This is a genomic window from Butyricimonas faecalis (assembly GCF_003991565.1).
In the GTDB taxonomy this organism is placed as follows: domain Bacteria; phylum Bacteroidota; class Bacteroidia; order Bacteroidales; family Marinifilaceae; genus Butyricimonas; species Butyricimonas faecalis.
In genome coordinates this window covers 3,953,836-3,966,479 of the sequence record NZ_CP032819.1, presented here as the reverse complement: position 1 = coordinate 3,966,479, position 12,644 = coordinate 3,953,836, and the positions used below count along the sequence as shown (strand labels likewise).

10 protein-coding genes are annotated in these 12,644 nt (G+C 43.1%); 7 read left to right on the top strand and 3 right to left on the bottom strand.

The window, feature by feature from the left end:
• Positions 1-22 precede the first annotated feature (22 nt).
• Complete coding sequence (locus tag D8S85_RS17095; protein WP_127075422.1) at positions 23-700, top strand: DNA alkylation repair protein; 678 nt, start codon at positions 23-25, stop codon at positions 698-700.
• 138 nt (positions 701-838) lie between these two features.
• Complete coding sequence (pckA, locus tag D8S85_RS17090; protein ID WP_106481512.1) at positions 839-2,446, top strand: phosphoenolpyruvate carboxykinase (ATP); 1,608 nt, start codon at positions 839-841, stop codon at positions 2,444-2,446.
• Between the two features lie 189 nt (positions 2,447-2,635).
• Here the strand turns inward: pckA and lpxA are convergent, their stop codons facing one another.
• From lpxA to lpxD, 3 genes are read right to left on the bottom strand one after another with little or no spacing between them, the layout of a single operon-like run.
• Entirely contained in the window at positions 2,636-3,415 is a 780-nt protein-coding gene (gene lpxA, locus D8S85_RS17085; protein WP_106481511.1) for an acyl-ACP--UDP-N-acetylglucosamine O-acyltransferase, read from the bottom strand.
• Between the two features lie 56 nt (positions 3,416-3,471).
• Positions 3,472-4,872, bottom strand: a complete 1,401-nt coding sequence (locus D8S85_RS17080; protein WP_106481510.1) for a bifunctional UDP-3-O-[3-hydroxymyristoyl] N-acetylglucosamine deacetylase/3-hydroxyacyl-ACP dehydratase — start codon at positions 4,870-4,872, stop codon at positions 3,472-3,474.
• A 1-nt stretch (position 4,873) separates the two neighbouring features.
• On the bottom strand, positions 4,874-5,905 hold the full coding sequence (lpxD, locus tag D8S85_RS17075; RefSeq protein WP_106481509.1) for a UDP-3-O-(3-hydroxymyristoyl)glucosamine N-acyltransferase: 1,032 nt from the start codon (positions 5,903-5,905) through the stop codon (positions 4,874-4,876).
• A gap of 306 nt (positions 5,906-6,211) precedes the next feature.
• Here lpxD and rimP point away from each other — a divergent pair, with 306 nt between their 5' ends.
• The 5 genes from rimP to D8S85_RS17050 all read left to right on the top strand — a co-directional run bounded on the left by rimP (position 6,212) and on the right by D8S85_RS17050 (position 12,594).
• Positions 6,212-6,676 (top strand): ribosome assembly cofactor RimP, encoded by a 465-nt coding sequence (gene rimP / locus D8S85_RS17070; RefSeq protein WP_106481508.1) that lies wholly within the window; start codon positions 6,212-6,214, stop codon positions 6,674-6,676.
• A 15-nt stretch (positions 6,677-6,691) separates the two neighbouring features.
• A complete protein-coding gene (gene nusA, locus D8S85_RS17065; protein WP_106481507.1) occupies positions 6,692-7,930 on the top strand; it encodes a transcription termination factor NusA in 1,239 nt (412 codons plus the stop codon).
• Between the two features lie 42 nt (positions 7,931-7,972).
• A complete protein-coding gene (gene infB / locus D8S85_RS17060) occupies positions 7,973-10,843 on the top strand; it encodes a translation initiation factor IF-2 (RefSeq protein ID WP_106481506.1) in 2,871 nt (956 codons plus the stop codon).
• A 100-nt stretch (positions 10,844-10,943) separates the two neighbouring features.
• Positions 10,944-11,405 carry a protein-disulfide reductase DsbD domain-containing protein gene (locus D8S85_RS17055; protein WP_228423255.1) on the top strand — a complete coding sequence of 154 codons (462 nt, stop codon included), beginning with the start codon at positions 10,944-10,946 and terminating at the stop codon, positions 11,403-11,405.
• 70 nt (positions 11,406-11,475) lie between these two features.
• Positions 11,476-12,594, top strand: a complete 1,119-nt coding sequence (locus tag D8S85_RS17050) for a CapA family protein (RefSeq protein ID WP_106481504.1) — start codon at positions 11,476-11,478, stop codon at positions 12,592-12,594.
• Positions 12,595-12,644: the final 50 nt, after the last annotated feature.

Here is a 12,644-nt window from a genome sequence, read left to right as displayed (position 1 = left end):
TCTTCTACACAAACGTTTGAATATGCTACAAAACATAATGTTCGAGGCCACGATTTTATTTTTTTATAGCTACTTTTGCCCGCGTATAAAAGTGCAGATATTTTCATTTACTTTAAATAAACAGGACGAGGTGATGGAAGTTTTCCCGATAGATAAAAAAACAGAGCAACTCTTCAATGAAGTCTGCCGAAGAATATTCCGGTTACAAAACGGAAGAAGTCTTGACAGCATGGAGCGGATAGGAGCCGACACGCGGGGACAGATTGGGGCAAGTTACCTCTCTCTTAAAAACCTGGCCGGACAATACCAGCCCGATTTAAGATTGGCACAACTATTGTGGGGAACAAAGAAGCGAGAAGAACAAATCGTTGCCTGTTTTTTATTCCCGATTCAAGAGTTGATTACAGAAAAAATTACTCAATTGTTACAACACTGTTACAACTTCGAGATCGCGGAGTATTTCGGGACTCTGGTTCTTTCAAAACGGGAAAACGTGGAACAAATGGTAAATGAATATTTAAATTCCGATCAGCCCTATCTCCAAATTACGGCCCTAACCGCCATCGGTCGGAGCCGGATTGATCGCAAATTAAACTCCCCATTTACCGATAGTTACATTCTAAACATAGATCGTAACAAGTTCGCGGATATAAACGTACAAAAGGTATATGACCGTGTAAGTATATGCTTGAGAGAATAGGCAAACAAGAACGTGTTAATAAAACATAAAGGGGCACGAGAAAGGGGAAATTGATTCTTTTATATCAAAATGTTTCCTATTTTTGCGCCGAATTAAAGAAAAAAAGAATTAATTAATTTCTAACATAAATTTATTGCTATGGCAAAATTAGATTTAAGTATTTATGGAATCACGGATGTGAAAGAGATCCTTCACAATCCCTCATATGAAGAATTGTACAAGGCAGAGACAGACCCGAAACTGGAAGGGTACGAAAAAGGATATTTGACCGAACTTGGCGCGATTAACGTAATGACCGGAATCTACACCGGACGTTCACCGAAAGATAAATTCTTTGTAAAGAACGAGGCCAGCGAGGAATCCGTATGGTGGACTTCTGACGAATACAAGAACGACAACAAACCTTGCTCGGAAGAAGCATGGGCAGATTTGAAGGCCAAAGCCGTGAAACAATTGTCCGGCAAAAAATTGTACGTGGTTGACACCTTCTGCGGGGCCAATGCAGGAACCCGTTTGAAAGTTCGTTTCATCATGGAAGTTGCATGGCAGGCTCACTTCGTGAAGAATATGTTCATCCGTCCGACGGAAGAAGAATTGGCAAATTACGGGGAACCGGATTTCGTTTCTTTCAACGCTGCTAAAGCTAAAGTTGAAAACTTCAAAGAATTAGGTTTGAACTCCGAAACGGCGACCGTATTCAACTTGAAAACCAAAGAGCAAGTGATCTTGAACACTTGGTATGGTGGTGAGATGAAGAAAGGTATCTTCTCTATCATGAACTATTTGAACCCGTTACGCGGAATCGCATCCATGCACTGCTCTGCCAACACGGACATGGAAGGTAAAAATACCGCTATCTTCTTCGGTCTGTCAGGAACCGGTAAAACCACCCTGTCAACTGACCCGAAACGTCTTTTGATCGGTGACGACGAACACGGATGGGACGATGAAGGCGTGTTCAACTACGAAGGCGGATGCTACGCTAAAGTGATCAACTTGAGCAAGGAGGCAGAACCGGACATCTACAACGCCATCAAACGGGATGCTTTGTTGGAAAATGTTACTGTCGATGCCAACGGGAAGATCGACTTCAATGACAAATCAGTTACCGAGAACACGCGTGTTTCTTACCCGATCTATCACATCAAGAATATCGTGAAACCGATCTCTAAGGGCCCAGCTGCTCAACAAGTGATTTTCTTGTCAGCAGACGCGTTCGGAGTATTACCCCCGGTATCTATCCTGACCCCGGAACAAACGAAATACTATTTCTTGTCCGGATTCACGGCAAAATTAGCCGGAACGGAAAGAGGAATTACCGAACCGACTCCTACTTTCTCTGCTTGTTTCGGAGCTGCATTCTTATCTTTGCACCCGACGAAATATGCAGAAGAGTTAGTAAAGAAAATGGAAAAATCCGGAGCAAAAGCTTACTTGGTAAATACCGGATGGAACGGTACCGGCAAACGTATCTCCATTAAAGATACCCGCGGTATTATCGATGCTATTTTGGATGGCTCTATCGATAAAGCCCCGACCAAAACCATCCCGTTCTTCAATTTCGAAGTTCCGACCGCATTACCGGGAGTCGATCCGAATATCCTTGATCCTCGCGACACGTACAGCAATGCCAGCGAATGGGAAACTAAAGCAAAAGACTTGTCTGAACGTTTCATCAAGAACTTCAAAAAGTTCGAAGGGAACGAGGCCGGAAAGGCTTTGGTTGCCGCTGGGCCGAAATTATAATTTCAGGATTAGAACAACAAAAAAAGGCACTTCGCAAGGAGTGCTTTTTTTATTGCCTTTCCCCGGTTCTCCTCCTGCCGAAAAGATCTATATCAAAGTTTTAAGTGGGAATAGAAGTCTCCAAAAGACAAGAACCCCGAAAGTTGTTATAACAACTTTCGGGGTTCCTGCTTCTTTAAGAATACTTTCTTATCCCATGTATCCTTTCATAATGCCTCGTTTACTGTTGCGTACGAACATGATGATCTCATCGCGTTCTTTTGAAGCCGGCATCTCTGCCTCGATTCTTTCAACAGCATCAGAGTTATTCAAGCCGGATTGGAAAAGAATCCGGAATATATCTTGAATCTCGTTGATTTTTTCATTTACAAACCCGCGGCGACGTAAGCCGATAGAGTTTACTCCGGCATAGGACAAGGGTAGTCTTCCCGCTTTCACGTAGGGAGGAACATCTTTACCGATCAAAGAACCTCCTTGAATCATCACATGGCGTCCGATGTGTACAAATTGATGTACGGCAGACATTCCGCCGATAATTGCAAAATCATCCACCACTACCTCTCCGGCTAACTGGCAGGCATTGGTAATAATACAATTATCCCCGATTTCACAATCATGCGCGATATGCACATAAGCCATGATCAAACAATTATTCCCGACTTTAGTTATTCCCTTAGCGGCCGTACCTCTGTTTATAGTAGCGCACTCCCGAATCGTGGTATTATCGCCAATCACGACAATCGATTTTTCACCTCTGAATTTGAGGTCTTGAGGAATGGCAGAAATCACTGCACCCGGGAAGATTTTACAATTTTTTCCGATGCGCGCACCTTCCAAAATTGTGACATTCGAACCAATTCTTGTTCCCTCCTCAATGACAACATTCTTATCAATCGTCACAAATGGCTCGATGACCACGTTATCCGCGATCTGAGCTTCAGGATGAACATAAGCTAACGGTTGTTTCATTCGTTTTTCTTTATTTAATTACAATATAATAATTACATTTTAGTACAGGCTTAGCACTATTTTTTCGTTTTTGCAACCTGGGCCATGAATTCACCCACTTCACAAACTAACGTTTTACCGACAAAAGCGTACCCTCTCATCGTCACGATCCCGCGACGGATAGGAGCAATTTTCACTAGCTTAAAGACCAGCGTATCGCCCGGAACAACTTTATGACGGAATTTGATTCCATCTATTTTCACGAAATACGTGGAGTAATTCTCCGGGTCTTCCACTTGATTCAATACCAAGATACCACCGCATTGCGCCATAGCCTCCACGATAAGTACCCCCGGCATCACCGGCTCTTCCGGGAAGTGCCCCACGAAGAACGGTTCGTTCATGGTCACGTTCTTGCAGCCGATCACGATGTCGTCCGTTACCTCATAAATCTTGTCTACCAGCAAGAACGGCGGACGATGGGGCAACAACGCTCTCACCTTGTTCACATCCATCAACGGTTCTGCACTCGTGTCGATATCGGGGCGAACATCCTCTCTTTCCGCTTGTGCAATCGCCTTGCACATTTTTTTCGCCAAGGTTGTATTTGCCTTGTGTCCGGGTCTCTCCGCGATAACACGTCCTTTAATGAAACGCCCACACAAAGCCAAATCGCCGATGATATCCAACAATTTATGACGAGCCGGCTCGTTATCAAAATACAAGGTCAGATTATTCAAGATGCCTTGTTTTATCTCTATCGAATCGTAGTTAAACAATTTTGCCAATCGATCTGCTTCTTCCTGTGAGATCTCGCGATCAACGATTACAATTGCATTTTCCAAGTCCCCCCCTTTGATCAAATTGTGCTGCAAAAGCATCTCCACTTCACGCAAGAAAACAAACGTCCGACAAGGAGCGATTTCTTTCGCAAAATCCGTCGTTTTATCGGAATAGGTTGCATACTGCATCTGCAGATAAGGAGAATCGTAAGCAACCACCAAGTTCACGTTGTATTCCGAATCCGGCAACAACGTGATCTTCGTCAACCCATCCTCGCTACAAAATTCCATTTGTTCTTTTACGGTGAAGTATCGTCTCTCCGCATTTTGCTCTTCGAGCCCAACTTTCTCGATCTCTTCCACGTAATATTTCGCACTACCGTCTAAAATCGGGAACTCCTCCCCGCTTAGTTCTATCAGACAGTTGTCAATCCCACATCCATAAAGAGCAGCCATCGCATGTTCCATTGTAAACACGCACACACCGTCTTTCTCAAGACAGCTGGCACGATCCATTAATTTAACATATTCCGCCAAAGCCGGAATTTCCGGAGTTCCCTCCAAATCCATCCGACGGATTCGATAACCAAAGTTCTCTTCAGCCGGCTTAAAGGTTGCAGTCACGTGTTTTCCCGTGTGCAAGCCTTTACCATTCAAAGAAAATTCACTCTTTAAAGTTCTTTGCTTCACTGACATTTTATTTTGATTTTAAATTATTCACCTCTTTCTCTAAATCCTTTATTTGCCCGTAGAGTTCCGGTAATTTACGGAATACGACATAACACTTTTGGTATTTCGGGAAATCAAATGCTGGAGATCCGCGCAACACGGACTTCTCAGGCACGTTGGAAGTAATACCACTCTGTGCACCGATTTGGGTTCCAGCCCCTATCGTTAAATGACCAACAATACCCACTTGGCCGCCAAACACACAATTCTCCCCGACTTTCGTCGTCCCGGCAATACCGGTCTGAGCTGCAATAACCGTGTTGCCGCCAACCACGACATTATGTGCAATCTGGACTAAATTATCTAGTTTTACTCCCTTTTTAATAATCGTCGACCCCATGGTTGCCCGATCGACACAAGTGTTCGCCCCAATCTCCACGTCATCTTCCAAGAGCACGTTACCAATTTGCGGAATTTTTTTATAATGATCCCCTTCCGGAACAAAACCGAATCCATCGGCTCCCAGTACCACTCCGGCATGGAGGATACAGGATTTCCCGACCACGCATCCCGTGTAAATTTTTACCCCGGCATAAATAATCGTGTTATCCCCAATAACGACACCATCACCGATATAGGCCTGGGGATATATTTTCACGTTATTCCCGATTTTCGCACCTCTCCCTATATATACAAATGCCCCGATGTAAGGCTTTTCCCCGATCGTGGCACTATCACTGATATAAGAAGGTTGTTCGATTCCTACTGGTTTCGGCTTCATTTCATCATACATTTGCAATAATGTTGCAATGGCGTCATAAGCCGATTCTACCCGGATCAAAGTACAAGAATATTCATGCGCGGGTTCAAATGTTTTATTGACTAACACGATCGACGCCTGCGTCGTGTAAATATAATGTTCGTATTTAGGATTAGCTAAAAAAGCCAATGTCCCCGGCTTCCCTTCCTCTATCTTAGATACGTTATTTACAGAAATCTCGGGGTCGCCATCGACAACCCCACCTAATAGAGCTGCTATGTCCTTTGCTTTAAACTCCATAATTCAAAAAATTTCGGCAAACTTACAAATTTTATTTGGAACTATATAGAAAATATGACAAATATGTTTCAATACTAATATTTAAAATCATACATATCAACACTTAAAGACTTACCGTCAAGAGTGTTTGCCTTGACATGCGACATCTTCTCCGGAAACGTTCGCCCCGAAAAAATATCCGGATCTCACCTATTTTCTACTGGAACTCTTTGGATTAAAAATAATTAATTGTATCTTTGCACTCGGTTATTAACAAACGAGGGGGCGATTAGTCCCCTCTTCTGTTATCTTAGATTAAAGAGTAGAATGAAAAGTACAGAGGAAATAAAAGACATTATTGAAACAATACTGCAAGGGACAGATTTGTTTCTGGTGGACTTGAAAGTATCTTCGGAAAACTCGATCGAGGTCTACATCGACTCTCTGAAGGGCATTAACGTGGATTCCTGCGTGACCCTCAGCAAACAATTGGATGCCAAATTGGATCGAGATGTTGAAGATTTCGAGTTAACCGTTTCGAGCGCCGGGATCGGTTATCCCTTCAAAGTTCCCCAACAATACGAGAAAAACCTAGGGAACCAAGTAGAGGTAAAACTGCAAAACGGGGAAAAATTACAAGGAATATTAAAATCCCATTCCAACACGGGGATCGTGATCGAATGTGAAGAAAAAGTCGCCGTGGAAGGAAAAAAGAAAAAAAGCGTTGTCAAAGTGGAGAAAGAGATTCATTTTACAGACATAAAGGAGGTTAAAGATATTGTTGTTTTCTAAATACATAAAATAAAAATGGAAGCCATTAATTTGATAGATTCATTTGCAGAATTTAAAGAACTTAAAAATATTGATAGGGCAACCTTGATGAGAGTGTTGGAAGATATATTCAGAAACATGCTTATCAAGCGTTACGGAACGGACGAGAATTTTGACATCATCATAAATATTGACAAAGGAGACTTGGAAATCTGGAGAAACCGTATCGTGGTAGAAGACGATGCTTTCGAAGATCCGAATGCCCAAATCTCGTTGACAGAAGCCAAGAAAATCGATGCAGACTATGAAGTGGGAGAAGAGGTGACAGACGAAGTGAAATTCAAAGATTTCGGACGTCGTTCCGTTCTGGCATTGAGACAGAACCTTTCTGCCCGGATTCTTGAACTGGAAAAAGATCACATTTTCACTAAATATAAAGAGAAAGTGGGTCAGATCGTGACCGGCGAAGTTTATCAGGTGTGGAAAAAAGAAATTCTGGTACTGGATGACGAGGGAAATGAGTTAATTCTCCCGAAACAAGAACAAATTCCCAGCGATTTCTTCAAGAAAGGAGATACCATCCGGGCTGTCGTAATTCGCGTGGAAATGAAGAACGCTTCCCCGTACATCGTTCTTTCCCGTACATCACCCGTGTTCCTCGAAAGACTCTTCGAGAATGAAGTTCCGGAAATATTCGACGGTTTGATCACGATTAAAAACGTGGTGCGTGTTCCGGGTGAACGGGCTAAGGTAGCCGTTGAATCCTATGACGATCGTATTGATCCGGTGGGAGCTTGTGTCGGCATGAAAGGTTCGCGTATTCACGGAATTGTTCGGGAATTAAGAAACGAAAACATCGACGTGATCAACTACACGAACAACATCCAGCTATACATCACCCGTGCGTTAAACCCGGCTAAGATCAACAAGATCGAAATGGACGAGGAAAACAAGAGAGCAAACGTTTACCTGAATCCGGAGGAAGTTTCTCTGGCCATCGGTAAAGGCGGTTTGAATATCAAACTGGCCAGCCAGCTCACGGGGTACGAGATTGATGTTTATCGTGAACTTGAAGCCGCAGAGGAAGAAGACGTTAACTTGGAAGAATTCTCCGACGAGATTGAACCATGGGTAATCGAAGAACTGAAACGCGTGGGTTGTGATACGGCAAAGAGCGTGTTAGAGTTAAGTGAATCAGAATTAGAGAGCAGGACTGATCTTGAGATAGAGACCATCAGGGATGTTCTCAAAATATTAAGAGCCGAATTTGAATAAGGAACGCTCAAGGTTATAATGCTTGTAAAATAAAATCTTAATATGGCAGTTAGACTAAGTAAAGTTGCTAGAGAATTTAACGTAGGATTGTCCACGATAGTGGATTACCTGCAGGAAAAGGGGATTAAGATTTCATCTGATCCAAATGCAAAATTAACAGATGACCAGTACGCTTTGGTAGCAAAAGAATTTTCTACCGATAGCGAAGCTAAAAAAGAATCCAATCGGGTAGATTTAAAAAATACACGGTTAAAAAAAGAAACGGTTACCATTGACAACATGAACAATGGCACGGAAGAACATACGCCGGAATTCATATCTATAAAAGACGAGATCAAACTGGAAAACAAAATCAAGGTTGTGGATCACATCGATCTGAACAAACTGAATAAACAACAGAAACCGGAAGAGAAAGTCGAGGAGAAAAAAGAGGTGAAAGTAGAAGAAAAGAAGGTGGAAAAACCGGTAGAGCCACAGGTAAAAGAAACTCCCGCGGCAGCACAAACACAAAAGCCTGAACGGGAAGAGACACCGGCTCCTGTTGCCAGACCTCCGAAAACGATCATCAAGCAACCGAAAGTTGAAAACCGTCAGGAAGAAAAACCCCGGGGTGAAAATTATTCCAACAGAATCGACAGGGAAGTAAGCTACAAATCACCGACCCCGGCGATTAAAGACGTGAAGGTTGTCGGAACGATTGATTTGGACGCCATCAATCAACGCACCCGCCCCCCGAAAAAGAGTAAACAGGAAAGAGAAAGGGACAAACGAGAACTCAAGAAAAAATCTTTAGTTCCTCCCAAGGGTACGGATGAAATTACGCTCAAGAAAAACATCGTAATAAACGATGGTGAGGATGATTCGGATGAATCAGAAATACGTAAAAAAAGAAAACGGATTCTGAAGAAAGACGAGAAAATCAACATTGAAATTTCGAAAACGGCGAAACAGGAAGAAAGCAAGAAGAAGCTAAAGAAAATAAAGAAAAAGAAAGCCAGCAAGGCCGAAATTTCTGAAGAAGACGTACAAAAGCAAATCAAAGACACGTTTGCCCGTTTGGGAAGCAAGGGAAAAACCAAGAGTTCCAAACACCGGAGAGACAAACGAGATGCGGTACACCAGAAAATGCAGGCTGAAATGGAGCAGGCAGAGCTGGAAAAGAGTATTCTTAAACTTACAGAATTTGTTACGGTTAGCGAACTAGCAACCATGATGGATATTTCCGTGGCAGATATTATCTCTACTTGTATGTCTCTTGGCTTGTTCGTGTCCATCAACCAACGTCTGGACGCTGAAACCATCAATATCGTGGCAGAAGAATTCGGCTTCGACGTTGAATTCGTGAGCGTGGATATTCAAGAGGCTATCGACGAGGATGAAGACGAACAGGAAGAACACATGGAACCCCGTCCACCCATCGTGACCGTCATGGGACACGTTGACCACGGTAAAACATCTTTACTGGACTATATCCGTAAAGCAAACGTGATTGCCGGAGAGGCCGGAGGTATCACCCAGCACATCGGTGCTTACAGCGTGCAACTTGCCGACGGCAGAACCGTGACTTTCTTGGATACTCCGGGACACGAGGCATTTACCGCCATGCGTGCCAGAGGTGCTCAAGTAACGGATATTGCTATCATTATTATCGCAGCTGATGACAATGTCATGCCACAGACCGTCGAGGCAATCAATCATGCCAGTGCCGCAGGAGTACCTATTGTATTCGCAATAAACAAGATAGACAAACCGGGAGCTAATCCGGACAAAATTCGGGAAGAACTGGCCGCCATGAACTACTTGGTAGAAGAATGGGGAGGTAAATACCAATGCCAGGAAATCTCGGCCAAGAAAGGTTTGCATGTAGAAGAACTCCTGGAGAAAGTATTGCTTGAAGCAGAAATTCTGGAATTAAAAGCTAACCCGAAACGAAAAGCAATCGGTTCAATCATCGAATCCTCTTTGGATAAGGGACGGGGTTACGTGGCAACCGTACTCGTACAGAGCGGAACGCTACACGTGGGAGACGTGGTACTTGCCGGACAATATTTCGGACACGTGAAAGCCATGTTCAATGAACGCGGAAGTAAAATGGAGGAAGCCGGACCATCCTGCCCGGCATTGATCCTCGGATTGAACGGGGCTCCACAGGCCGGTGACAAATTCAACGTCATGGGTAACGAGAAAGACGCCCGTGCATTGGCTAACAAGCGAGAACAATTGCAACGCGAACAAGGGTTGCGTACCCAGAAACATATCACGCTGGATGAAATCGGTAGACGTATCGCTATCGGAAACTTCCAAGAGTTGAACATCATCGTAAAAGGAGACGTGGATGGTTCTATCGAGGCATTGTCCGACTCTTTGATCAAGTTATCGACCCCGGAAATTCAGGTGAACGTGATCCACAAAGCCGTGGGACAAATTTCCGAAGGCGATGTCATGTTGGCTGCCGCATCGAACGCCATCATCATCGGCTTCCAGGTACGTCCGTCTATGAGTGCCAGAAAGTTGGCAGAGAAAGAGGAAATCGATATCCGACTTTACTCGATCATCTACACGGCAATCGAGGAAATCAAAGCTGCAATGGAAGGTATGTTATCCCCAGAATTCAAGGAAGAGATCACCTCTACCGTGGAAGTGCTTGAAACATTCAAAATTTCCAAGGTGGGAACGATTGCCGGATGTATCGTGAGAGACGGAAAAATTACTCGCACTTCAAAAGTACGCGTGATTCGGGATGGTATCGTGATCTACACAGGTGAACTGGGATCATTGAAACGCTTCAAGGATGACGTGAAAGAAGTTGCCAAGGGATTCGAATGTGGTTTGAACATCAACAATTACAACGATATCCAGACAGGAGATTTCATCGAAAGTTTTGAAGAAGTGGCCGTGAAAAAAACATTATAAAAAATTTAACTATAAGCTAACATAATTTCTCTCGATAATTTCGTACTTTGCATCACGAAATTTTAGAGAGAAATTATTTAAAAACTAATTTAATTTATTCATGAAAAGACTATTAATTCTTACAGCAATATTGACCTTAATGGTTGGAGCTGCAAATTCACAGGTATTAAAACCCGTGAAATGGCAAATTTCTTTCAAAAAAGTAAGCGAAGGTGTTTATGACATCATCTGCAAAGCAACTATTGAAAGCGGCTGGCATCTGTATGATACCAAATTACCGGAAAACGGACCTCTTCCTACAACCTTCAATATGGATGAAGATGAGACAAAAGACATTGAATTAGTAGGAGAATTTAAAGCAACTACAGAACCGAAAACCGAAAAGAGCGAAGCCTTCAACATGGAATTGAAATATTTCGAAGGAACCGTAACTTTCGTTCAACGGGTAAAATTGAAAAAAGATAAAGCTAAATTAGTAGGCTATATAGAATACATGTCTTGCTCCGGTGGACAATGTATCCCTCCTGCCGAAGAAGAATTTGAATTCGAATTAACGAAATAATCAAAAGGCCGTCTTCGGACGGCTTTTTTTATCCCCTTTCTCATGGATCAACTTGAAAAAATAAAAATACATGCACTATAACCCAACTCTCTTGTTTTGCATCTTTTTCCTGTTGTTCACCTCTTGCAAAGAAAAGAAATCATCCGTACAAACCGATCTCCCGTCGGAATTTCCTCACTCACCACAAACATTAACCCTTTTGTTTTGCGGGGACATCATGCAACATCTTCCACAGATACACAGCGCTCACGAACCGTCGGAAAAAGACTACAAATACCGAAAATGTTTCAAGTACATTGCTCCCTATTGGGCAGATGCAGATTTCGTCATTGCGAACTTGGAAACAACCTTGGGAAATAAAGATTTTTCCGGTTATCCCCGATTCTGTTCTCCTTGGCAAATCGCCCGGGATCTTCATCAACTGGGAGTAACAACATTTGTTACCGCCAACAATCATAGTTGCGACCAACTCGGGAAAGGGATCGCCAATACGATCTATTATCTGGATTCATTGAAAATCCCACATACAGGAACATTCACGGACACGCTCAGCTATCAAAAGGAACACCCGCTCTACCTCAAAAAAAACGGATTCAAAATAGCATTGCTCAATTACACTTACGGGACAAACGGACTGCCCGTCCCGAAAGGCTTTGTAGTCCCGCACATCGACACAACCGTTATAAGACAAGATATTCAACGGGCTCGCCGGGATACGGCCACCAACATCATAGCTTTCATGCACTGGGGATATGAATATCATAGCTTACCCAACAAGGAACAACGGACATTAGGTAAATGGCTGCATGAACAAGGAGCAGATATCGTCATCGGCTCACATCCTCACGTAGTTCAGCCTATAGAATATTACATCCCGGACAAAGACACATTAGGCGTTACCGCTTTCTCCCTAGGTAACTTTATTTCCAACCAATCCCAACAAGGAACAGAGGGGGGAATATGTATTCGCTTAACTTTAACGAAACCTCGGGACCTTCCTGTACATTATCAAATGAAGCCGATCAAATTTTATATGTACCGCCCTTACGAGGAAGGACGGCGCCGTTATTACGTGGTACCGGAGAGCTTGGCCGACAGCGTTATGAAAGATTTTCACCTAACGAAGAGTAAAAACTTCTTCAGAAGAACGGATTCTATACTGCAATCAAGCAAAACTTTTAGGTTTTAGCCTTCCGGTTTTTCACTTACATATTCGTATATTTGTATGACCTAAAATAA